Below are 23,037 nucleotides of genomic sequence, written 5' to 3'. Positions count from 1 at the left end.
GGCTCCTCATGCGTAGGGGCTGTCGGCGCCCGCCGCGGCGGGCCTGGGGGCGCGGGACGGGCAGCAGCCGACCGGGCAGAGGTTGTGGCTCGCGCCGAGCGCGCCGAGGGCGCACGGCGTGACCTCCTCCGCGCGCTCCACGGCGGCGCGCTCCAGAACGAGGTCACGGATCGCGGCGGCGAACCGCGGGTCGTCCCCGACGGTGGCTGAGCGACGCATCGGCAGGCCCAGCTCCTCCGACTTGGCCTTGGCCTCCGTGTCGAGGTCGTAGAGGACCTCCATGTGGTCGGAGACGAAACCGATGGGGGCGATGACGACCGCGGGGACGCCGGCCGCGTGCCGCTCCTCCAGGTGGTCGCAGATGTCGGGCTCCAGCCAGGGGATGTGCGGGGCGCCGGAGCGGGACTGGTAGACGAGCTGCCAGGGGTGGTCGACACCGGTGCGCTCGCGGACCCCGTCGGCGATCAGCTGGGCCACGTCCAGGTGCTGCTCGACGTACGCACCGCCCTCCCCGTGGTCCTCGACCGGGCCGGAGGTGTCGGCGGCGGCGGTGGGGATGGAGTGGGTCGAGAAGGCGAGGTGCGCGCCCGCGCGGACGTCCTCGGGGAGGTCGGCGAGGGACTGGACCACACCGTCGATCATCGGCTCCAGGAATCCCGGGTGGTTGAAGTAGTGCCGGAGCTTGTCGATCTTGGGCAGCTCCAGCCCCTCGGCCTCCAGGGCGGCGAGCGAGTCGGCGAGGTTCTCGCGGTACTGCCGGCAGCCCGAGTAGGAGGCGTACGCGCTGGTGGCGAGCACGAGGATGCGGCGGTGTCCGTCGGTGACCATCTCGCGCAGCGTGTCCGTCAGGTACGGCGCCCAGTTGCGGTTGCCCCAGTGGATCGGCAGATCCAGGCCGTGCTCGGCGAAGTCCTTGCGCAGGGCGTCGAGCAGGGCGCGGTTCTGGTCGTTGATGGGGCTGACGCCGCCGAACTGGAAGTAGTGCTCGCCGACCTCCTTGAGGCGTTCCTTCGGGATGCCCCGCCCGCGCGTGACGTTCTCCAGGAACGGGATCACGTCGTCCGGGCCCTCGGGGCCGCCGAAGGAGAGCAGGAGCAGGGCGTCGTAGGGGCTGGCATCGCGCGCTTCTGGCATGGGTCGATCCTGTCATCCGGTGCTGACAGCCGGGAAACGGCGGGGTGACCGCCCCGGGTTCCCGGTTCGTCCGAACGGGTGCGTTAGGGTCACCTAACTCATAAGCTGTCCCGGCCATCCACACGCCTTACGGCAGCGCCCCGCGCCCTTCCCGGCCCGCGCTGCTCCCGCCTGACCGGAGACCCCCGTGCCCAGCCCCTACCGCGCCCTGTTCGCCGCCCCAGGCAGCAAGGCCTTCTCCGCCGCGGGTTTCCTCGGCCGGATGCCGCTGTCGATGATGGGCATCGGCGTGGTGACCATGGTTTCGCAGCTGACCGGGAGGTACGGCCTCGCCGGTGCCCTCTCGGCCACCATCGCGCTCGCCGCGGCGGTGGCGGGACCCCAGGTCTCGCGGCTGGTCGATCGGTACGGGCAGCGGCGGGTGCTGCGGCCGGCGACGCTGATCTCGCTCGGGGCGGGGGCCCTGCTGCTGTTCGCCGCGCACTACGAGTGGCCGGACTGGGTGCTGTTCGTGGCCTGCGTCGGCATCGGCTGCGTGCCGAGCGTGGGGGCGATGATCCGCGCCCGCTGGGCCGCGCTGTACCGGGGGACGCCTCAGCTGCACACCGCGTACTCCTTCGAGTCCGTGATCGACGAGGTGTGCTTCATCTTCGGGCCGATCATCTCCATCGGCCTGTCCACGGCATGGCTCCCCGAGGCCGGGCCACTGCTCGCCGGCTGCTTCCTGGGAGTCGGGGTCTTCTGGCTGACCGCGCAGCGGGGCACCGAGCCCGCACCGCATCCGCGCGAGCAGCACGAAGGCGGCTCCGCGCTCCGCTCTGCCGGACTTCAGGTCCTGGTGGCCACGTTCGTGGCGACCGGAGCGATCTTCGGCGCCGTCGACGTGGTCACCGTGGCCTTCGCCGACGAGCAGGGTCACAAGGGCGCCGCGAGCGTGGTCCTCGCCCTCTACGCGGCGCGCTCCTGCGCGGCCGGGGCCGTGTTCGGGCTGTTGCGCTTCAAGGGGGCGCCCGAACGTCGTTGGCTGCTGGGCATATGCGCGATGGCCGTGAGTATGATCCCCCTCCTACTGGTCGGAAACTTGCCGTTTCTGGCCGTGGCGCTGTTCGTCTCGGGCATGGCCGTCGCTCCCACGATGATCACCACCATGTCCCTGATCGAAGAGCACGTACCACGCGCGCAACTGACCGAGGGCATGACCTGGGTGAGCACCGGGCTCGCGGTCGGGGTCGCGCTCGGCTCCTCCATGGCCGGCTGGGTGATCGACGCGGCCGGTGCGGAGGCCGGGTACGGGGTGCCGGCGGTGTCCGGGGCCGTCGCGGTCGTGGTCGGTTTCCTGGGGTATCGCCGGCTCAGCAGGCCGGCTCCGCGTCGGGGAGGCACCGTTGAGCAGCACAGCGAGCGGCAGGAACGGCACGTGGCGTAACTGGAGCGGCAATGTCGCCGCCCGCCCCGCGCGCGAGGTCACTCCGGCCTCCGTGGAGGAGTTGGCGGGGGCGATACGCCGGGCCGCCGAGGACGGCCTGAAGGTGAAGGCGGTCGGCAGCGGGCACTCCTTCACCTCGATCGCCGCCACCGACGGCGTGCTGGTCCGCCCTCACCTGCTGACCGGCATCCGCTCCATCGACCGGGAGGCCATGACGGTCACGGTCGAGGCCGGCACCCCGCTCAAGCGGCTCAACATGGCCCTGGCGCGTGAGGGCCTGTCGCTCACCAACATGGGCGACATCATGGAGCAGACGGTCTCCGGCGCCACCAGCACCGGCACCCACGGCACGGGTCGTGACTCGGGCTCGATCGCCGCCCAGATCAAGGCGCTTGAGCTGGTCACCGCCGACGGTTCGGTGCTCATCTGCTCCGAGAAGGAGAACCCGGAGGTCTTCGCCGCCGCCCGGATCGGCCTCGGCGCGCTCGGCATCGTCACCGCGATCACCTTCGCCGTGGAGCCGGTCTTCCTGCTCAGCGCGCGCGAGGAGCCGATGCCTTTCGCGAGGGTCCTGGCGGAGTTCGACGAACTGTGGACCGAGAACGAGCACTTCGAGTTCTACTGGTTCCCGCACACCGGCAGCACCAACACCAAGCGCAACAACCGCAGTGCCGGCCCGGAGCAGCCGGTGGGGCGGCTCGCGGGTTGGTTCGAGGACGAGTTCCTCTCCAACGGCGTCTTCCAGGCGGCCCAGTGGGTCGGCCGCGCGGTGCCCGCCGCGATCCCCGCCATCGCCCGGATCTCCAGCAAGGCCCTGTCCGCGCGGACTTACACGGACATCCCCTACAAGGTCTTCACATCGCCGCGCCGGGTGCGCTTCGTGGAGATGGAGTACGCCGTCCCGCGCGAGGCCGTCGTCGAGACCCTGCGCGAACTCAAGGCCATGGTCGACCGCTCCGAGCTCCGGGTGAGCTTCCCCGTGGAGGTGCGCACCGCCCCCGCCGACGACATCACGCTGTCCACCGCCTCGGGCCGCGACAGCGCGTACATCGCCGTCCACATGGCCAAGGGCACCCCGTACCAGCGGTACTTCACCGCCGCAGAGCGCATCCTGACGGCGCACGAGGGGCGGCCGCACTGGGGCAAGGTGCACACGCGGGACGCCGAGTACTTCGCCCAGGCCTACCCGCGCTTCGGCGAGTTCACCGCGCTGCGCGACCGGCTCGACCCCGAGCGTCTGTTCCAGAACGACTATCTGCGCCGGGTGTTGGGGGCGTAGCCGCTCGACCGGATCGGCTCGGCCCGTGGGTTCGACCGCCTGTGCGACAGGGGGACGCATGGCCGAAACCATTGGCTCCGTTTCTGACATTTGCGTGAAGTACGCCACGTTCAAGGTCGAAAACGGCCCAACCCACGGCCGAGTCACGCTTCTTGCCAGAAGTTGGGCGGCGTGCCAATCCACGCACGTGGCCCAAATGGAGTACTGTGGCGAGCCCTGGGTCCGGTCTCCCGCCTGGGCATCCGTGGCCTTCAAGGACCGCCGGGAGGGGGATAGTTGCACAGGGTGACGGAGTTGGTCACTTAGCGTTGCGAATAGGTAACCGTGCCATAACGGCGATCCAGGGCCCGCGCCCGACACGCCGGGCAACTCGGCAAGGTTGTGGCAGGCTGCACCCGGGCAGGCCACACTCGACTAGCGGAAGCAGCGACGCACGTGACGTCGGCAGGCACCACCCGGGAGGTCCCCATGCCCGAACTGCGTGTCGTGGCCGTCTCAAATGACGGCACACGGCTGGTGCTGAAGGCTGCCGACGCAACGGAGTACACCCTTCCGATCGACGAACGCCTGCGCGCCGCCGTGCGCGGCGACCGTCCGCGCCTCGGCCAGATCGAGATCGAGGTGGAGAGCCATCTCCGCCCCCGTGACATCCAGGCGCGTATACGCGCTGGTGCGACCGCGGAAGAGGTCGCCCAACTCGCCGGCATCCCCGTCGACCGCGTACGGCGCTTCGAGGGCCCCGTGCTCGCCGAGCGCGCCTTCATGGCCGAACGGGCCCGCAAGACCCCCGTCCGCCGCCCCGGCGAGAACGCCGCCGGTCCGCAGCTCGGCGAGGCCGTCCAGGAGCGGCTGCTGCTGCGCGGCGCCGACAAGGACACCGCGCAGTGGGACTCGTGGCGCCGCGACGACGGCACCTGGGAAGTGCTGCTGGTCTACATGGTGGCGGGCGAACCCCACTCGGCGAGCTGGACGTACGACCCGCCCCGGCGGCTCGTGCAGGCCGTCGACGAGGAGGCGCGCTCGCTGATCGGCGAGTCCGAGGACCTCGCCGCACCGGAGCCGAGCTTCCCGTTCGTGCCGCGTATCGCCCGGCTGCCGCGCGAGCGTTCGATGGACCGTGCCCTCGACACCGCGCGGCCGAGCCTGCCGGCCCAGGCCTCCGAACCTGCCGAGGAGACCGCTGAGGAACGGGACTCGCTGACCAGCCTGTTGGAGGCGGTGCCCAGCTTCCGCGGCGACCTGGTGGTGCCGGAGCGTCCGTCGGAGCCCGACCCGGAGGAGCCGATCGCCGAACCGGCCGAGGAGGAGCCCCCGGCGCCCGCCGCCTCCGCCGGTTCCGCCTACGCGGACGTCCTCATGCCCCGCTCCGTCGGCAGCCACCGTGACCGCCTCACCGGCGCCACGGACCGCCAGGCCGAAGCGGACGGCGTCCGCCCCGGACGCCGAGCCGCCGTCCCGAGCTGGGACGAGATCGTGTTCGGCACACGGAGGAAGAAGCAGGAGTAGTCGGCCGTACGGCTGCGGAAGTGTCGTACGGGATGAGGGCCGCGCTGGTTCGCCTGCGCGGCCCTCATGCTGTGCGGCGCCCGTTGCGGCCAGGCGCTGCTGCCGGGCGCGTCGTTGCGCAGAGTCGTGCGGGGGCGGCCGGGCGCGCGCCGGGCTGGTTCACAGCGGCCCACACGCGCCGGCCCACATGCCGGGAACCGAGCACGCGCCTCGGGCACTTCGTGCCGGACGGGACCGCCCGCTCCGGCTGCCTCCGGTCGGCGTCCCGACCCCTACAGCAACCTCACCGCCCCTACTGCGGATCCGGCCCCACGGCCACCGGCCGTGACGCGTCCGAGGACCACTCCGACCACGAACCGACGTACAGGGCGGCCGGAATGCCCGCGATCGCCAGCGCCAGGGCCTCGTGGGCGGCGGAGACTCCCGAGCCGCAGTAGACGCCGACCTCCGCGCCCTCGGTCGCGCCCAGTGTCTTGAAGCGGGCCTGGAGTTCCTCGGCGGGCAGGAAGCGGCCGTCCGCGCCGACGTTGTCGTTGGTGGGCGCGGAGACGGCGCCCGGGATGTGGCCGCCGACCGGATCGATCGGCTCGACCTCGCCGCGGTACCGCTCCCCCGCTCGTGCGTCCAGCAGTACGCCCGACCGGGCGAGCGCCGCCGCGCCATCGGCGTCGAGGAGACCCGTCGCCCCCGGTACCGGCTCGAAGTCGCCCTCCGCCGGAGTCGGCACCGAAGTCTCCAGCGGGCCCTGCCAGGTCGGCAGGCCGCCGTCCAGGACCCGTACGTCGGAGTGACCCGTCCAGCGCAGCAGCCACCACGCGCGGGCCGCCGCCCAGCCCTGTCCGCCGTCGTACACGACCACCGGCGTCCCGGACGACACCCCCGCCCGTCGCATCGCCGCACCGAATTCGGCCAAGTCCGGCAAGGGATGGCGGCCGCGCGAACCGGGCGCCGAGGCCAGTTCCCGGTCCAGGTCGACGTAGACCGCGCCGGGGATGTGCCCGGCCTCGTACGTGGCCCGGCCGTCGAACGGCGGCTCGCCGGACGCCTTCGACATGGTCAGCTGCCAGCGGACGTCGAGCAGCACCGGCGGGTTCTCGCCCGTCAGCGCGCTCGCGAGTTCAGGTGCGGAGATGATGGCGTTCATGACCACCATCCTTGCGCACGGGGTGGCCGCATCGCCCGGCTCCGGATACTCTGCCCGCCGGACAGGCCCGATCACCGGGCGTACGGGATCGGGCACATGCTGTACAGCCGATCGACATCCTTCGGCAATCGCACGGAAACGGGCGGTAAATTGCACACCGGGCATCCTCCGGTCAACGGCCGTCGTGCGGCGGCGCGCCCGCAGCGCGCCCGGCCACGGGTGGTGCGAGCATCGGCACGGGGGTCGGGACAGCGGAAGCGACGCGGCCGCCGCGAGGGGCCGAGGAGAGAGTGACGATGACCGAGGCACGGGGGTCGGCCGGCCCGAACGGCCCGACACACGCCCGGCACACGCCCGGCACGCCCAGCTGGGTGAGTCTGATGGTGCACGGGCTGACCGCGACCCAGGAGTTCTACGGGGCGCTGTTCGGCTGGGAGTTCCGGCCCGGCCCCCAGCAGCTCGGCCCCTACGTCCGCGCCCTGCTCGACGGCCGTGAGGTGGCCGGCATCGGCCAGCTGCCGCCCGACCGCCACCTCCCCATCGCCTGGACGCCCTATTTCGCCTCGAACGACGTGGATCTGACCGCCGAGACGGTACGGCTGTGCGGAGGCACCGTCGGCGTCGGCCCGCTGGACGCCGGCGAGGCCGGCCGGATGGCGATCTGCTCCGACCCCTCCGGCGCCGTCTTCGGCCTGTGGCAGGTGACGGCCCGCCTCGGCACGGCCATCACGGGCGTGCCCGGCACCCCGGCCTGGAACGAGCTGGTGACCTTCGAGTCCGTGAACGTCGCCAAGTTCTACGAGTCGGTGTTCGCCTACGAGGAGGAGCCGGTCGTCTCCGCCGACCTCGACTACGTGACCCTGAACGTCGCCGGCCGTCCGGTCGCCGGTATCCACGGCATCGGCAACGCCCTGCCACGCGACCGGGGCCCGCACTGGATGACGTACTTCGAAGTCGCCGACACCGACGCGGCGCTGACCCAGGTCGTCGACCTCGGCGGCCATGTACTGCGCCCGGCCCATGACAGCGCGCACGGCCGGGTGGCGACGGTGGCGGACCCGGAGGGGGCCCGGTTCTCCCTCATCGAGAACCCGCGCTGACGGCGACCGCGGGCCGAGCCACGGTCGGGGACTCAGGCCGGCTGCACCGGCAGGACGTCCGGGGACAGCGCCGCGGCCCGTGCGCCGGCCGCCGTCATCCGGCGGCGGTGGTGGCGGCGGCACAGCACCTCGTAGCCGACGGCGTCCGCCTGGTTGACGTCGCCGACGACCACCTGGGCGCCCTCGACGACCATCTGACCGCCTATCGTGCGGGCGTTGTGGGTGGCGCGGGCACCGCACCAGCACAGGGCCTCGACCTGGAGCACCTCGACCCGGTCGGCGAGTTCCACCAGGCGCTGGGAGCCGGGGAACAGCTTGGTGCGGAAGTCGGTCGTGATGCCGAAGGCGTAGACGTCGAGGCCCAGGTCGTCGACCACGCGCGCGAGTTGGTCGATCTGCTGCGGCGCGAGGAACTGGGCCTCGTCGGCGATGGCGTAGTCCGCGCGACCGCCCCGCGAGAGGTGGTCGACGAGATACGCGTAGAGGTCCATGCCGTCCTCGACCTCCACCGCGTCGGTGACCAGGCCGAGCCGTGAGGACAGCTTGCCCTCGCCCGCGCGGTCGTCGCGCGTGAAGATGATGCCCGCGAGACCACGCGCCGAACGGTTGTGCTCGATCTGGAGAGCCAGCGTCGACTTCCCGCAGTCCATGGTTCCGGAGAAGAACACCAGCTCGGGCATGTCGAGTTGAGCACCTTTCGGGCAGCGAAGGGGACTGAGGGAGGTTTCAGGAGCGTACTTCGAGCAGGGGAACCAGCTGCTCGGCGGGGGTCATCGAGCCGTGGTTTCCGACCATCGCCGACTCCTTCGGCTCCCGCTCGGACGCGATGATCAGGACGTCGTCCCGCGCGGCCGCGACGACGTCGCCGATGCGGTCGTACACCCGCTCGTCGATCCGCGGCCCGAACCAGCCCGCCGCGATCGCCTCGTCCCGCGAGGCCACCCAGAACTGCTCGCCGAGCACCTCGCGCCAGCAGGTCAGGACGTCGTTCGCGGCGCCCGGCACCGCGTAGACGTGCCGCGCCCGGCCCTCGCCGCCCAGCAGGGCGACCCCGGCGCGCAGCTCCCAGTCCTCGTCGAAGTCGATGCGGTGCTCTTCGTCGAAGGGCACGTCGATCATGCCGTGGTCGGCGGTGACGTAGAGCGCGCTGCGCGACGGGAGCTGCTCGGCGAGGCGCTGGACGAGCCGGTCGACGTACATGAGCTGGCCGCGCCAGGTGTCCGAGTCGATGCCGTAGCGATGGCCGGCGCCGTCGAGCTCGGCGTAGTACGTGTAGACCAAGGAGCGGTCGCCCGCGGCCAGTTGCTCGGCCGCGAGGTCCATGCGCTCCTCGCCGGTCAGCCGTCCCAGGAACGTCCCCCCGCTGAGGGCGACCTTGGTCAGCGGGGTGTTCTCGAAGGTGGGCGACGACACCTGCGCCGCGTGCACGCCCGCCCGGTGCGCCAGCTCGAAGACCGTGGGGTACGGCTGCCAGACGCGCGGCGATGTCCACGGGTTCCAGCGCAGCTGGTTCATCAGCTCGCCGGTCTCCGGGTTGCGCGCGGTGTACCCGGGCAGGCCGTGGGCGCCGGGCGGCAGGCCGGTGCCGACGGAGGCCAGGGAGGTCGCGGTGGTCGCCGGGAAGCCGGTGGTGATCGGGCGGCCCGTGCCCCCGCGTGAGCTGCTGAGCAGCGAGTTCATGAAGGGGGCTTCGTCGTGGTGCGCCCTCAGCTGCTCCCAGCCGAGCCCGTCGATCAGGAACACGCAGTTGCGGTCGGCGGGGGTCAGCTCCTGGATGGCGGCGGTCATGTCCGGTACGTCCATGCCGGCGGCCAGGGTGGGGAGCAGATCGGCGAGGGAGCCGACGCCGTACTCGGGGACGGGTGCGGAGCCGACGGCGAGAGGTTCTGGATGATCCCAGGCGGTGGAATGGGGAGGGGTGGGCGCGGAGCGCCCTCGATCATGGGCGGCGGGGGGAGACGGGTGGGACATCAGTGCGCGAGGTCCGCGGTCGCCTCGGAGAGTGCCTGGGCGAAGGCGAGCGCCTGGCGCACCGTCTCCGGACCGTCACCGGCCTCGCTGACGCGCAGGCTGAGGTCGTCCGCCGTGGAGCTGCCCGTGTAGCCGTGGTCGGCCTCGCAGTTGGGGTCGCCGCAGGCGGCGGGCTCCAGGTCGATGCGGGAGACGGCACCCCAGCCGATGGTGAGAACCACCTCGCGGGGCAGCGTGCCCACCGTGTACTGCTCCGGGTTGGCGACCACGCGGCTGACCACGACCGAGGAGATCCGGCCGAGCTTGACCGACTCCGTCGAGGTAGTGGCGTACGGCGTCGGGGAGGTGGTGTCCGCGGCCTGCTCGTCGGTGTGGCTGACGATGAAGCGGTTGCCGGTGAGGACGAGCACGGTCACATGCCGTCGCACCTCGTTCTGGTCGAACGTCGTCTCCTGATGGACCAGGTACGACCGGATGGGCTCACCACCCACGGCGGCCTCCACCGCCTCGGCCACGAGGGCCGGGTAGTAGCCGCTGCGTTCGATCGCCGCACGCAGCCCCTGGGTCGTCGTACTGGTCTTGGCCATGGGGCCCATCCTACGGGGGACCACTGACTGCGAGGCACCGCTCACGGCGGTCTCAGTACGTGGGGAGGGTCCTCGGTCCGAGGTCGTCGCGCGCGGGCGGCGGTGCGAGGCGCACGGACGCGCCGAGCACGCTCAGACCGTGCGTGGCGACGACGACCGGCTCCAGGGTGACCGCGACGACCTCGGGGTGGTCGTCGACCAGCCGCGACACCCGCAGCAGCAGCTCCTCCAGGGCCGGGGTGTCGACGGGCGCGGAGCCGCGCCAGCCGAAGAGGAGCGGTGCCGTCCGGATCGAGCGGACGATCGAGGTCGCGTCGCGGTCGGTGACCGGGATCAGCCGGTGCGCCATGTCGCCGAGCAGCTGGGAGGCGGCTCCGGCGAGCCCGAAGGACAGCACGGCACCGGCCGCCGGGTCGATCACGGCCCGTACGACGGTGTCGACGCCGCGCGGCGCCATGCTCTGCACGACCGGCCGCAGCTCCTCGGGCCTGCCGAACAGCTCGGTCAACTCGGCGTACGCCCGCCGCAGTTGCTCCTCGTCCGCGAGGTCGAGCCGTACGCCGCCGAGGTCGGCGCGGTGCCGCAGGTGCGGGGCGGTGGCCTTGAGGGCGACGGGGTAGCCCAGGGTGCGGGCGGCGTCGGCGGCCGTGTCGGGGGTGGGGGCGTGCAGGGCGCGGTGCACCTGGATGCCGTACTTGCCGAGCAGGTCGCAGGTCTCGTCCGTGCCGAGCGTGAGGCCCTGCCCGCGCGCGAGCAGCCCGTCGATCAGCCGGGCGGCGCCCTTCTCGTCGATGTCCTCGTACTCGGGCACCTTGCCGGGCTCGGCCGCCTCGCGCCGCCACTGCGCGTACTTGACGGCCTCGCCCAGGGCACGGACGGCCCGTTCGGCGGCGGGGTAGGCGGTGATGAGGCGGGGGGCGTTCTCGGAGGTGTCCGACGGCTCGGGCGGGATCTCGGCCGGGAAGTCGAGGGGGCGGATCGGGTGGGCGCGGACCACGGCGCGGGGCGCCTTCGAGTCCGCCCGTGGTGCGGTGCTCGCCGCGGCGGACAGGGCTTCCGCGAGCCCGCCCAGTTCCACGTGCACCACCAGCACCGGCTTGCCCGGCACCCGCTCGGCCGCCGTCCTCAGCGCCTCCGCCAGCTCGGCGTCCCCGGTCGACAAGTCGCCGATCGCCGGTATGGCGGTGACGACGACCGCGTCGCACGTCTCGTCGGCGAGCGCGCGCGACAGCGCCTGGTGGAAGTCCGCCGCCGACGCCGCCGTCGTCAGATCCAGCGGCGGCAACGGCCGCAGGCCCTCCGACAGACACGCGTCGTAGGTCAGCAGGCCCAGCGACTCGGAGTTGCCCAGGATCGCCACGCGGGGCCCGGCGGGCAGCGGCTGCCGCGCGAGCAGCAGCCCCGCGTCCACCAGCTCGGTGATGGTGTCGACCCGGATCACGCCGGCCTGCCGCAGCAGCGCGGAGACCGTGGCGTGCGGCAGCCGGGTGGCCCGGACGGCGTGCCCCTGGGGTGCCGCGCCGCCGTGCCGCGCGCCCTGGACCACGACCAGCGGCTTCGCCGCGGCCGTGCGCCGGGCGAGGCGGGTGAACTTGCGGGGGTTGCCGATGGACTCCAGGTACATCAGCGCGACGTCCGTGTCCGGGTCGTCGTACCAGTACTGCAGGACGTCGTTGCCGGACACGTCGGCCCGGTTGCCGGACGACACGAAGGTCGACACGCCCGTGACCCCGGTGACCCCGCCGCCGCGCCGGTGCAGCCGGGACAGCAGCGCGATCCCGATCGCGCCGGACTGCGCGAACAGCCCGATCCGGCCAGGACGGGGCATCTCGGGCGCGAGTGAGGCGTTCAGCCGAACGTCGGCGGAGGTGTTGATGATCCCGAAGGCGTTCGGGCCGATGATGCGCATGCCGTACGCGCGTGCCTGCCGTACGAGCTGGCGCTGGCGCTCGCGCCCGTCGGGCCCGCTCTCGGCGTAGCCGGCGGAGAGCACGACCAGGCCCTGTACGCCGTGCTCGCCGCACTCGGCGACGACCTCGGGGACGAGAGCGGCCGGCACGGCGACCACGGCGAGGTCGACCTGCTCCTCGATCTCGCGCACGGAGCGCTGCGCGGGCACCGAGTCGAGCTCCTTGAGGTCCTCCGGGAACGCCCTGTTCACGGCGTACAGCCGCCCCGTGAACCCGGCGTCCCTGATGTTGCCGAGGACGCTGCGGCCCACCCCGCCGGGCGTGCGGCCCACGCCGATGACGGCGACGGAGCCAGGCACCAGCAGCCGCTGCACGGACCGGGCCTCTGCGCGCTGCTCGCGCGCGTACTGCACGGCCAGCGAGCGGTCGGTCGGCTCCAGGTCGAACTCCAGGCGTACGACGCCGTCCTCGAAGCTGCGCTTCTGGGTGTACCCGGCGTCGGTGAACACCTTGATCATCTTGCTGTTGGCGGGCAGCACCTCGGCGGCGAACCGACGGATGCCCCGCTCGCGCGCGACCGCGCCGATGTGTTCGAGGAGGGCGGAGGCGACCCCGCGCCCCTGGTGGGCGTCCTGGACGAGGAAGGCGACCTCGGCCTCGTCCGCGGGTGCCGACGCGGGCATTCCGTCGGCGCCGATCCGGTCGTAGCGTACGGTGGCGATGAACTCGCCGCCCACCGTGGCCGCGAGTCCCACCCGGTCCACAAAGTCGTGGTGCGTGAAGCGGTGGACGTCCTTCGCGGACAGTCGCGGGTAGGGCGCGAAGAAGCGGTAGTACTTCGACTCGTCCGAGACCTGCTCATAGAAGCTGACCAAGCGCTCGGCGTCATCAACGGTGATGGGGCGGATGCGCGCGGTGCCGCCGTCGCGCAGCACCACGTCGGCTTCCCAGTGGGCGGGGTACTCGTGCCGGTCCGAGGCGCTCTGCATGGGGCCCAGAGTACGGCTCGCGTACGACAACGGCGCGAGGCAGTCTGTGGAGGACGAACGTCGGGTCGAGGCCGCGACCCGACGGTCACCGAGGACGGGACGTTCGTCCCGTCCGGCTTGCTTCACGGGTGTGGGAAACTGGTCTAGACAACCCTGAAAACCGAAGGGCAGCATCACATGGCTGAGCGCCGCGTCAACGTCGGCTGGGCCGAGGGCCTTCACGCCCGCCCCGCCTCCATCTTCGTCCGAGCCGCCACGGCCACAGGCGTCCCGGTGACGATCGCCAAGGCTGACGGCAACCCCGTCAACGCGGCCTCCATGCTGGCCGTTCTGGGCCTGGGCGCCCAGGGCGGCGAGGAGATCGTCCTCGCCTCCGACGCCGAGGGCGCGGACGCCGCCCTCGACCGACTGGCAAAGCTGGTCGCCGAGGGCCTCGAGGAGCTGCCCGAGACGGTCTGAACGACCTGAGCGGGTATCCGTAGCGAACGGTGAAGCCGCGCCCGCCTTTCCGGCGGGCGCGGCTTCGCTGTTTTCGATCGGCGGCCATGATTTTGCCGCAGGCCGTCACGAGAATTAACGGCACACCCGAAAAAGGGCAGCGGAAATTCACCGCCGCCAAATATCTCCTCTTTGTATACGGCGCGCTTGTTAATGCCGCAGGCTCGGCATGTTTACGGGATGTTGCGAATTCCTCACACGCTCCGTGCGCTCTCCGCCGGAGCCGAACCGCAGCCGGTGCCCGGGGAGCCCGCGCTCGGTGTGCAGCGCTGTGATCGCGCGGGCGCGTTCGCCGTCGCCGCGCGCCACCGCGTCCACGATCGCGCCGTGCTCGGTCCAGGACTCCACGGGGTTGGCCGGTGCCTCCACCGCGTACATCCAGGCGATCTTGTGGCGCAGCTGGGTCAGCACCGAGGTCAGGCCGGGGCTGCCGCAGGCCTGGGCCAGCGTCTCGTGGAACCAGTTGCCCAGGGAGCGCAGATCCTCGCTGTTTCCGCGCCTGGCCCGCTCCTGGCCCAGCCTGACCAGGCCGCGCAGGACCTTCAGATGGGCCTCGGTGCGCCGCTGGGCGGCCCGGGAGGCACCGAGCGGCTCCAGGAGGGTGCGCATCTCCAGCAGGTCGGCGGCCTCCTGCTCGGTCGGTTCGGCGACGCACGCGCCCGCGTGCCGACGGGTCACGACGAAGCCCTCCGCCTCCAGGGTCCGCAGAGCCTCCCGGACGGGGACGCGGGAGACGCCGTAGCGGCGGGCGAGGACTTCCTCGGTGAGTCGGCCGCCACGCTCGTAGACACCGGCGACGATGTCGTCCCGGATCGCCGTGCACACCGAATGCGCCGGAATACGCATGACCGACCTCCGCTTTAATCCCCGTGAAACGTCGACGAATGACGTGTTCGCAGTGACTCTATGGCAACCGGCCGGAATTTCCGACGGGGGGCCGGAATCCATGGATATTTTTTGGTCAGCGGATCGGTTCGGAAACCGAAAGCCCCGGCTCGGGAGCCGGGGCTTCGGGGAGGTGCGACGCCGTCAGACGTTCACGCCGTGCGAGCGCAGGTAGGCGACGGGGTCGATGTCGGAGCCGTACTCCGGCGTGGTGCGGGCCTCGAAGTGCAGGTGCGGCCCTGTGACGTTGCCGGTGGCGCCGGACAGGCCGATCTGCTGTCCGGGGGTGACGGTCTGACCGACCGAGACGCCGATGGACGACAGATGGCCGTACTGGGTGTACGTGCCGTCGTTCATCTTGATCACGATGTTGTTGCCGTACGACCCGCCCCAGCCGGCCTCGACGACGGTGCCGGAGGCGACCGCGTGGACGGAGGTGCCGCTGGCGGCGTGGAAGTCGATGCCGGTGTGGCTGCCGGAGGACCAGATGGCTCCGCCGGACTTGTAGCCCGTGGAGACATACGAGTTGGCGATCGGGGCGACGTAGGACAGCAGGCGCTTGCGCTCGGCCTCACGGGCGGCGCGCTCCTTGGCCGCGCGCTCCTGCTTGGCCTTCTCGGCCGCCTTCAGACGCGCGGCCTCCACGGCGGCCTTCTTCGCGGCGGCGGCCTGCTCGGCGGCCCGCTCCTGGGCTGCGGCCTGGGCGTCGAGCTGGTCGGCGATCGAGTTCTCGACGGTGATGACCGGTATGAGGCCGGTCTGCTCCGCGGCGGGTTCGGCGGCGAGCGCCGGAGCGGCCAGGGTGCCTATGACACCGGTGGCGGTGAGCGCGGCGACGCCGGCCGCGCGGGCGGTGGTGCGTTCGAACCGGCTGGGACGACGATGCTTCCCGGTGGGGCGGTTCTTCCCGGTGGCGCAGGTGAACGCCATGGAGTGGCTGATCCTTTCCTTCCTTCTCGCCTACCGGGTTAGCTGACGGGTTCGGAGCAGGAAGGTCTCCTACGGACCCCCTCGCGCTTGCGCGGGCGTCCGATTCACCCCAGGGACTTCGATGGGTCCCCGGCTCCCCTGGCTCGCGCCGTACGGGGACTCGGCGATGGCTGTCCGGTGCCGCGGGTGCGGCGCACTGCCTGACGGACAGCCCGGAAGACGCTAAACGGGGCATCTTTCAATCCCCAAACGGATCAGGGCTTTTGTAGCGCATCCCACAGGCCAGACAGGCAACCTCTCCTCAATTCGGGCATACCTCTCGGCAATTCGGGCACAAAGGGGCCCTGGTGACTCTTTCGTCACCAGGGCCCCTCCGCACGCGTGGCGTCGTAAGTCCGGCTACTCGGCTGCCACGACGGTGACTTCGCCGATGCCGAGGGCCTCGACGGGCCCCCGGATCTCGGCCGCGTCGCCGACGAGGATCGTCACCAGACGGTCAACCGGGAAAGCGCTCACGGCCGCGGCGGTGGCCTCGACGGTGCCGGTGGCGGCGAGCTGCTGGTACAGCGTGGCCTGGTAGTCGTCGGGCAGGTGCTGCTCGACCTGGTCCGCCAGCGTGTTCGCCACGGAGGCGGCGGTCTCGTACTTCAGCGGTGCCACCCCGACGAGGTTCTGCACGGCGAAGTCCCGCTCGGCGTCGGTCAGCCCCTCGGCGGCGACACCGCGCAGGACCTTCCAGAGGTCGTCCAGAGCCGGGCCGGTGTTCGGGGTGTCGACGGAGCCGCTGATGGCGAGCATCGCCGCGCCCGTGCCGTCCGGGGCGGAGCGCAGGACCTGCCCGAACGCGCGCACGCCGTAGGTGTAGCCCTTCTCCTCGCGCAGGACCTTGTCCAGGCGGGAGGTGAGGGTGCCGCCGAGGCAGTACGTGCCGAGCACCTGCGCGGGCCACACACGGTCGTGCCGGTCGGGGCCGACACGGCCGATGAGCAGCTGCGTCTGGACCGCGCCGGGACGGTCCACGATGACGACGCGCCCGGTGTCGTCCGCGGTCACCGGCGGAACGGGCCGCGGCTCGGCCGGGGAGCCGGTCCAGGCGCCCAGGGTGTCACCGAGCAGCGCGTCGAGGTCGACTCCGGTGAGGTCGCCGACGACCACCACGGTGGAGGTGGCGGGGCGTACATGCCGCTCGTAGAAGGCGCGTACGCCCGCGGAGTCGATGCCGGCGACGGTGTCCTCGGTGCCCTGGCGCGGGCGGGACATGCGCGAGGTGGCCGGGAACAGCTCCTTGGAGAGCTCCTTGGCGGCACGGCGCGAGGGGTTGGCCAGCTCGTGCGGGATCTCGTCGAGCCGGTTGCGCACCAGGCGCTCGACCTCGTTGTCGTCGAACGCGGGCGCCCTGAGGGCGTCGGCGAGCAGGCCGAGCGCCTTGCTCAGGCGGGAGACCGGCACTTCGAGGCTGACGCGGACGCCGGGGTGGTCGGCGTAGGCGTCGAGCGTGGCCCCGCACCGCTCCAGCTCGGCGGCGAACTCCTCGGCGGTGTGCTTGTCGGTGCCCTCGGACAGGGCGCGCGCCATGATCGTGGCGATCCCGTCGAGGCCCTTGGGCTCGGCGTCGAGAGGCGTGTCCAGGAGCACCTCGACGGCGATGACCTGCTGGCCGGGGCGGTGGCAGCGCAGGACCGTCAGGCCGTTGTCCAGCTTGCCGCGCTCGGGCGCCGGGAACGCCCAGGGCCGGGCCTGGCCGGCCTGGGGCCGCGGGTGGAACTCCATGCTGGCGAGCTCGGTCACTGGGCCGACTCCTCGTTCTCGTCGGTGGTGGCGGCTTCCAGTTCCTCGTCCTCGGCGACCGGCTCGTACACGAGCACCGCGCGGTTGTCGGGACGCAGCCGCGCCTTGGCGACCGCCTGGACCTCCTCGGCGGTGACGTCGAGGACGCGCTTGACCGCGGTGAACGCGAGCTGCGGGTCGCCGAACAGGACGGCGTACCGGCACAGTTCGTCGGCGCGGCCCGCGACCGTGCCGAGCCGGTCCAGCCACTCGCGCTCCAGCTGGGCCTGGGCGCGCTCCATCTCCTCGGCGGTGGGGCCCTCCTGCGCGAAGCGCGCGAGCTCCTCGTCGACTGCCGACTCGATGACGGGGACCTCGACATCGCCGGAGGTCTTCACGTCCAGCCAGCCCAGGGAGGGCGCACCGGCCAGGCGCAGCAGGCCGAAGCCGGCCGCCACGGCCGTACGGTCGCGGCGCACGAGCCGGTTGTAGAGGCGGGAGGACTCGCCGCCGCCGAGCACGGTCAGCGCCAGGTCGGCCGCGTCGCACTCGCGCGTGCCGTCCGTCGGGAGGCGGTAGGCGGCCATCATCGCGCGCGCGGGGACGTTCTCCTCGACGACCTCGCGCAGCTGCTCGCCGATGACCTCGGGCAGCGAGCCGTCGCGCGGGGCGGGCTTGCCGTCGTGCGACGGGATGGTGCCGAAGTACTTCTCGACCCAGGCGAGCGTCTGCTCGGGGTCGATGTCGCCGACGATGGACAGCACGGCGTTGTTGGGCGCGTAGTAGGTGCGGAAGAACGCGCGGGCGTCCTCCAGGCTGGCCGCGTCCAGGTCGGCCATCGAGCCGATCGGCGTGTGGTGGTACGGGTGTCCGTCCGGGTACGACAGCGCGGTCAGCTTCTCGAAGGCGGTGCCGTACGGGACGTTGTCGTAGCGCTGGCGGCGCTCGTTCTTGACGACGTCCCGCTGGTTCTCCAGGCCCTCCTCGTCGAGCGCCACCAGGAGGCTGCCCATGCGGTCGGCTTCCAGCCACAGCGCGAGCTCCAGCTGGTGGGCGGGCATGGTCTCGAAGTAGTTGGTGCGCTCGAAGCTGGTGGTGCCGTTCGGCGAGCCACCGGCGCCCTGGACGAGCTCGAAGTGCCCCGTGCCCTTCACGCTGCTCGAGCCCTGGAACATCAGGTGCTCGAAGAGGTGGGCGAGTCCGGTACGGCCCTTGACCTCGTGGCGGGAGCCTACGTCGTACCAGAGGCAGACCGCGGCGACCGGCGTGAGGTGATCCTCGGAGAGCACCACGCGCAGGCCGTTGGCCAGTCGGTGCTCCGTCGCGGTGAGGCCGCCGGATTGTGCCTCCGGTGTGGCCGTGTGACCCATGGGCAAGGTGTCCTTCCGGTCGCGTGCACTGCGTTGTGCCGAGCAGTTCGGCTTAAAGTTCCTGCCACTGTATGCAGCGTCCGAAGGCTCGGCGAAGTTCCCGTTCAGAACGCCTCGGGTGCGGGGCGTGGGGGCGGGCTTCATTCCCGCGCTGCTGCTGGGCCCGGGCCCACCGCGCGATCTTCGGCGCGAGTACCCGGTGCCGGGTGGCGGTGGCACGCGGGTGACCGGCGTGCCGTGCTCCGTCCAGGCCCTCACCGAGGGCCTCGCACGGCTCCCTGTCGATCACTCCGGCGAGTGAACGCTCTCGCGGCGTGAGCTTGCCGCCGTGATCGGCGCACCGTTGCGGCCGGCCTCGAAGACCTGAGTACGACATCCGCGGACCGCCCGCCGGCAGGGCACCGGACACGTTGCCCACCCGGGGGCAAGCACCCTGTCGACCTGGACGGTTGATGCCCGATCGCCACCCTCGGTCGCCGTCGGGCCCATGTGTCGGCGACACTTCTCACGCGCCGTGCGGGAGGCCAACATCGGGTCCTGGTCGGTGGTTGTCAGTGCCGCGGTCCACAATGGTCCGCGTCATATCCGTCAAACGCTTCAGCAAGGAGCCGGCAGCGATGGCCCGCCGCAGCACGAAGACCCCGCCGCCCGACGACTCGTACGAGGAGAAGATCCTCGACATCGACGTCGTCGACGAGATGCAGGGCTCCTTCCTCGAGTACGCGTACTCGGTCATCTACTCCCGAGCCCTGCCGGATGCTCGTGACGGCCTCAAGCCGGTGCACCGCCGCATCGTCTACCAGATGAACGAGATGGGCCTGCGCCCCGACCGCGGCTATGTGAAGTGCGCCCGCGTCGTCGGCGAGGTCATGGGTAAGTTGCACCCGCACGGCGACGCATCGATCTACGACGCCCTGGTGCGCATGGCCCAGCCCTTCTCGATGCGCGTCCCGCTGGTCGACGGCCATGGCAACTTCGGCTCGCTGGGCAACGACGACCCGCCGGCCGCCATGCGGTACACCGAGTGCCGGCAGGCCCAGGCGACGAGCCTGATGACCGAGTCGATCGAAGAGGACACGGTCGACTTCGCGCCCAACTACGACGGCCAGGAGCGGGAGCCGGTGGCGCTGCCCGCCGCCTTCCCGAACCTCCTGGTCAACGGGGCGTCGGGCATCGCCGTCGGTATGGCCACGAACATGCCGCCGCACAACCTCGGCGAGGTCATCGCCGCCGCCCGCCATCTGATCCGCCACCCGAACGCGGATCTGGACGCCCTGATGAAGTACGTCCCGGGCCCCGACCTGCCCACCGGTGGCCGTATCGTCGGCCTCGCCGGCATCAGGGACGCCTATGAGACGGGCCGCGGCACCTTCAAGATCCGCGCCACCGTCGAGATCGAGACCGTGACCGCGCGCCGCAAGGGCCTGGTCGTCACCGAGCTGCCGTTCACGGTCGGTCCCGAGAAGGTCATCGCCAAGATCAAGGACCTGGTCGGCTCGAAGAAGATCCAGGGCATCGCCGACGTCAAGGACCTCACCGACCGCGCGCACGGCCTGCGCCTGGTCATCGAGATCAAGAACGGCTTCGTGCCGGAAGCGGTCCTGGAGCAGCTGTACAAGCTGACGCCGATGGAGGAGTCCTTCGGCATCAACAACGTCGCACTGGTCGACGGCCAGCCCCTCACCCTGGGCCTCAAGGAGCTCCTGGAGGTCTACCTCGACCACCGCTTCGAGGTCGTACGGCGCCGCAGCGAGTTCCGCCGCGGCAAGCGACGCGACCGTCTGCACCTGGTCGAGGGCCTGCTCACGGCGCTCGTCGACATCGACGAGGTCATCCGTCTGATCCGCTCCAGCGACAACAGCGCACAGGCGAAGGAGCGCCTGATGGAGCGCTTCGCCCTGTCCGAGATCCAGACCCAGTACATCCTCGACACCCCGCTGCGCCGTCTCACCAAGTACGACCGCATCGAGCTGGAGGCCGAGAAGGAGCGGCTCAACCAGGAGATCGCCGAGCTGACCCGGATCCTCGACTCGGACGCCGAGCTGCGCAAGCTGGTCTCCGCCGAACTGGCCGCGGTGGCCAAGAAGTTCGGCACCGAGCGGCGTACGGTGCTGCTGGAGTCGGCGGGCACCCCGGTCACCGCCGTATCGCTGCAGGTGGCGGACGACCCGTGCCGGGTGCTGCTGTCCTCGACGGATCTGCTGGCCCGTACGGCGAACGGCGACCCGTTCGCGGAGGACGGCGACGCGAAGCGCTCCAAGCACGACGTGATCATCTCGGCGGTGCCGGCCACGGCCCGCGGCGAGGTGGGCGCGGTGACGTCCACGGGCCGGCTGCTGCGGATCAACGTCATCGATCTGCCGCAGCTGCCGGAGACGGCGTCGAGACCGAACCTCGCGGGCGGCGCGCCGCTGTCGGAGTTCGTGTCCCTGGAGGACGGCGAGACGGTGGTCTGCCTGACCACGCTCGACGAATCGTCCCCCGGCCTGGCGATCGGCACGGCGCAGGGCGTCGTCAAGCGTGTGGTGCCCGACTACCCGTCCAACAAGGACGAGTTGGAGGTCATCACGCTGAAGGAGGGCGACCGGATCGTCGGCGCGGTGGAACTGCGCACCGGTGAGGAGGACCTGGTCTTCATCACGGACGACGCCCAGCTGCTGCGCTACCAGGCCGCACAGGTCCGCCCCCAGGGCCGCGCCGCCGGCGGCATGACAGGCATCAAGCTCACCGAGGGCGCGGAGGTCATCTCCTTCACCGCGGTGGACCCGGCGGCCGACGCGGTGGTCTTCACGGTCGCGGGCTCACGCGGCACGCTGGACGACTCCGTCCAGACCACGGCAAAGCTGACCCCGTTCGACCAGTTCCCGCGCAAGGGCCGCGCCACGGGCGGTGTCCGCTGCCAGCGGTTCCTGAAGGGCGAGGACTGTCTGTCCCTGGCCTGGGCGGGCGCAACCCCGGCGCGAGCCGCACAGAAGAACGGCACCCCGGTGGAGCTCCCTGAGATGGATCCGCGCCGCGACGGCTCCGGGGTGTCGCTGGCCAAGACGGTGTCGGTGGTGGCGGGGCCGATCTAGGCCGACGGGTCGTCGAGGCCCTGCGTGTCAGGGCCTGGTCCGTCCGGGCCTGGTCCGTCCGGGCCTCGTCCGTCCGGGCCTTGTACGTAGCGCAGGACGCCCCACATGCCATGCTCGTCGGCGTGCGGGGCGTCGCTTTTGCATGCCTCCAGCTCCTTGGCCAGGGCGGCGGAATCGATGCCGGAGCCGATGAGGACGAGCTGGGTGAGACGTGCGTCAGCGTCGGCGTCGGCCCAAGGTTCCGGGTAGAAGCGCAGGAACGGACCGACGGCGTGCACGGCGTAGCGGTTCGCGGTGTCGTGGGGGCCGAAGTCGACATATCCCTTGATCCGGTACAGCCCCTCCGGCCTGCTGTCCAGGAATCCCATCAACCGGCGCGGATCGAGGGCATCTTCGGAGACGAAGGACAGGCTGTCGTAGGCGGTGTGCAGGTGAGCGTGGTGACCGTCGTGCTCATCGCCGTCGTCGGTGTGCTCGTGCAGGTCGTCGAAGGACAGCTGCCCGATGCGTTCCTCGCTGGGCCGGCAGTCGAAAAGGAACCCGGGGTCGATACGGCCGTAGGTGGCGGGGACGACGGCGGCGCGTTCGGCGAGGTCGCGCACCAGCCCGAGGACCCGCTCACTGTCCGGCGCCCGGTCGAGCTTGTTGACCACGACGAGGTCGGCGAGGGCGAGATGCCGGTCGACCTCGGGATGCTTGGCTCGTGTGCCGTCGAACTCGGCCGCGTCGACGACCTCGACGAGCCCGCCGTACACGATCCCCGGATGCTCACTGGCGAGCACCATGCGCACGAGTTCCTGGGGCTCGGCGAGCCCGCTGGCCTCGATGACGATGACGTCGACGCCGGTGCCGGGCCGGGCGAGCCGCTCCAGATAGACATCCAGCTCACTGGCGTCGACCGCGCAGCACAGGCAGCCGTTGCCGAGGGAGACGGTGGAGTCGCCGAGCGCGCCGGCGACGGCCATGGCGTCGATCTCGATGGCGCCGAAGTCGTTGACGATGGCCCCGATGCGGGTGCCTCCGCTGCGGTGGAGGAGGTGGTTGAGCAGAGTCGTCTTGCCGGAGCCGAGGAATCCGGCGAGTACGACGACCGGAATCTGCTGCGGGCCGGGGCTCTGCTGGCTCAACGTGCGACCTTTCTCACGCCGACGGGTGCACCGGCTCGCGGCTCGGCGCAGAGACGAAGTTTTGAATGCCGACCCAGGATACGAGCCGGAAGAATCACCGCGAAGTGAACGATTGTTAGCAGCACTTGCCGGGCAGACGTTGGGCATGACGCCGGAGCGTGCGACCCTCGCTTCCCTCCGTGCGCCTCCTCTCCGCCTCCCCGCCGATCAGAGCCGCTCGGCACTCTGGGAGACGGCAAGCGCCGCCCACCGCTCGCCGGTCCCCTCCAGTCGACCCGCACCCCGACGACCGGCGGACGGCCGCCTGATCGGGGGTAATTGACATGGCCACACGGAAACG

The 23,037-nt window shown here is 71.4% G+C and carries 18 protein-coding genes and 1 riboswitch; of the genes, 7 read left to right on the top strand and 11 right to left on the bottom strand.

The window, feature by feature from the left end; genetic code table 11:
• Positions 1 to 6 precede the first annotated feature (6 nt).
• Positions 7 to 1,134 carry a ferrochelatase gene (locus ACZ7NC_RS01095; protein ID WP_471483780.1) on the bottom strand — a complete coding sequence of 376 codons (1,128 nt, stop codon included), beginning with the start codon at positions 1,132 to 1,134 and terminating at the stop codon, positions 7 to 9.
• A gap of 187 nt (positions 1,135 to 1,321) precedes the next feature.
• Between ACZ7NC_RS01095 and ACZ7NC_RS01090 the strand changes: the two genes are divergently transcribed.
• The 3 genes from ACZ7NC_RS01090 (at position 1,322) to sepH (ending at position 5,345) form a co-directional block, all read left to right on the top strand.
• A complete protein-coding gene (locus ACZ7NC_RS01090; RefSeq protein WP_471483778.1) occupies positions 1,322 to 2,560 on the top strand; it encodes an MFS transporter in 1,239 nt (412 codons plus the stop codon).
• Positions 2,520 to 3,839, top strand: a complete 1,320-nt coding sequence (locus ACZ7NC_RS01085; RefSeq protein WP_471483777.1) for a D-arabinono-1,4-lactone oxidase — start codon at positions 2,520 to 2,522, stop codon at positions 3,837 to 3,839. Before ACZ7NC_RS01090 ends, ACZ7NC_RS01085 begins: the two co-directional genes overlap by 41 nt.
• Positions 3,840 to 4,307: 468 nt before the next feature.
• Positions 4,308 to 5,345 carry a septation protein SepH gene (sepH, locus tag ACZ7NC_RS01080; RefSeq protein ID WP_471483775.1) on the top strand — a complete coding sequence of 346 codons (1,038 nt, stop codon included), beginning with the start codon at positions 4,308 to 4,310 and terminating at the stop codon, positions 5,343 to 5,345.
• Between the two features lie 292 nt (positions 5,346 to 5,637).
• Here the strand turns inward: sepH and ACZ7NC_RS01075 are convergent, their stop codons facing one another.
• Positions 5,638 to 6,489 carry a sulfurtransferase gene (locus ACZ7NC_RS01075; protein ID WP_471483774.1) on the bottom strand — a complete coding sequence of 284 codons (852 nt, stop codon included), beginning with the start codon at positions 6,487 to 6,489 and terminating at the stop codon, positions 5,638 to 5,640.
• A gap of 296 nt (positions 6,490 to 6,785) precedes the next feature.
• Between ACZ7NC_RS01075 and ACZ7NC_RS01070 the strand changes: the two genes are divergently transcribed.
• Positions 6,786 to 7,589 (top strand): VOC family protein, encoded by an 804-nt coding sequence (locus ACZ7NC_RS01070; RefSeq protein WP_471483772.1) that lies wholly within the window; start codon positions 6,786 to 6,788, stop codon positions 7,587 to 7,589.
• Between the two features lie 32 nt (positions 7,590 to 7,621).
• Here the strand turns inward: ACZ7NC_RS01070 and ACZ7NC_RS01065 are convergent, their stop codons facing one another.
• The 4 genes from ACZ7NC_RS01065 to ACZ7NC_RS01050 are packed head-to-tail and all read right to left on the bottom strand — an operon-like array spanning position 7,622 to position 13,046.
• Positions 7,622 to 8,269 carry a thymidine kinase gene (locus ACZ7NC_RS01065; protein WP_471483770.1) on the bottom strand — a complete coding sequence of 216 codons (648 nt, stop codon included), beginning with the start codon at positions 8,267 to 8,269 and terminating at the stop codon, positions 7,622 to 7,624.
• A 46-nt stretch (positions 8,270 to 8,315) separates the two neighbouring features.
• Complete coding sequence (locus tag ACZ7NC_RS01060) at positions 8,316 to 9,560, bottom strand: alkaline phosphatase family protein (RefSeq protein ID WP_471483769.1); 1,245 nt, start codon at positions 9,558 to 9,560, stop codon at positions 8,316 to 8,318.
• Positions 9,560 to 10,147, bottom strand: a complete 588-nt coding sequence (locus ACZ7NC_RS01055; protein WP_471483767.1) for a DUF5998 family protein — start codon at positions 10,145 to 10,147, stop codon at positions 9,560 to 9,562. The genes ACZ7NC_RS01060 and ACZ7NC_RS01055 overlap by 1 nt, the downstream gene beginning before the upstream one ends.
• 52 nt (positions 10,148 to 10,199) lie before the next feature.
• A complete protein-coding gene (locus ACZ7NC_RS01050; RefSeq protein ID WP_471483766.1) occupies positions 10,200 to 13,046 on the bottom strand; it encodes a bifunctional acetate--CoA ligase family protein/GNAT family N-acetyltransferase in 2,847 nt (948 codons plus the stop codon).
• A 177-nt stretch (positions 13,047 to 13,223) separates the two neighbouring features.
• On the opposite strand from ACZ7NC_RS01050, the gene ACZ7NC_RS01045 reads away from it, so the two are divergent.
• Positions 13,224 to 13,505 (top strand): HPr family phosphocarrier protein, encoded by a 282-nt coding sequence (locus ACZ7NC_RS01045; RefSeq protein ID WP_029382363.1) that lies wholly within the window; start codon positions 13,224 to 13,226, stop codon positions 13,503 to 13,505.
• A 189-nt stretch (positions 13,506 to 13,694) separates the two neighbouring features.
• On the opposite strand, the gene ACZ7NC_RS01040 is transcribed toward ACZ7NC_RS01045, so the two are convergent.
• The 4 genes from ACZ7NC_RS01040 to ACZ7NC_RS01025 form a co-directional block, all read right to left on the bottom strand.
• The gene (locus ACZ7NC_RS01040; RefSeq protein ID WP_471483764.1) at positions 13,695 to 14,390 is read right to left on the bottom strand and encodes a GntR family transcriptional regulator; all 696 of its coding nucleotides are present in this window, start codon (positions 14,388 to 14,390) and stop codon (positions 13,695 to 13,697) included.
• Between the two features lie 183 nt (positions 14,391 to 14,573).
• Positions 14,574 to 15,359 carry a M23 family metallopeptidase gene (locus ACZ7NC_RS01035; protein ID WP_471483763.1) on the bottom strand — a complete coding sequence of 262 codons (786 nt, stop codon included), beginning with the start codon at positions 15,357 to 15,359 and terminating at the stop codon, positions 14,574 to 14,576.
• Positions 15,360 to 15,372: 13 nt separating this feature from the next.
• Positions 15,373 to 15,535, bottom strand: a riboswitch (cyclic di-AMP (ydaO/yuaA leader).
• 223 nt (positions 15,536 to 15,758) lie between these two features.
• The gene (locus ACZ7NC_RS01030; protein WP_471483762.1) at positions 15,759 to 17,147 is read right to left on the bottom strand and encodes a M16 family metallopeptidase; all 1,389 of its coding nucleotides are present in this window, start codon (positions 17,145 to 17,147) and stop codon (positions 15,759 to 15,761) included.
• The gene (locus ACZ7NC_RS01025) at positions 17,144 to 18,496 is read right to left on the bottom strand and encodes a M16 family metallopeptidase (protein WP_471483760.1); all 1,353 of its coding nucleotides are present in this window, start codon (positions 18,494 to 18,496) and stop codon (positions 17,144 to 17,146) included. Before ACZ7NC_RS01025 ends, ACZ7NC_RS01030 begins: the two co-directional genes overlap by 4 nt.
• Here ACZ7NC_RS01025 and ACZ7NC_RS01020 point away from each other — a divergent pair.
• A complete protein-coding gene (locus ACZ7NC_RS01020) occupies positions 18,495 to 18,797 on the top strand; it encodes a hypothetical protein (RefSeq protein WP_471483758.1) in 303 nt (100 codons plus the stop codon). The two genes, ACZ7NC_RS01025 and ACZ7NC_RS01020, sit on opposite strands and share 2 nt — an antisense overlap.
• A gap of 316 nt (positions 18,798 to 19,113) precedes the next feature.
• Positions 19,114 to 21,570 (top strand): DNA gyrase/topoisomerase IV subunit A, encoded by a 2,457-nt coding sequence (locus ACZ7NC_RS01015; protein WP_471483757.1) that lies wholly within the window; start codon positions 19,114 to 19,116, stop codon positions 21,568 to 21,570.
• Here ACZ7NC_RS01015 and ACZ7NC_RS01010 read toward each other — a convergent pair.
• Positions 21,567 to 22,697: a CobW family GTP-binding protein gene (locus ACZ7NC_RS01010; RefSeq protein ID WP_471483755.1), complete on the bottom strand. Its 1,131-nt coding sequence runs from the start codon at positions 22,695 to 22,697 to the stop codon at positions 21,567 to 21,569. The two genes, ACZ7NC_RS01015 and ACZ7NC_RS01010, sit on opposite strands and share 4 nt — an antisense overlap.
• Positions 22,698 to 23,037 lie beyond the last annotated feature (340 nt).

Source organism: Streptomyces sp. NPDC111802, assembly GCF_055634335.1.
Note: the sequence above shows the minus strand (reverse complement) of the source record. Positions and strands in the feature narration are given on the sequence as shown.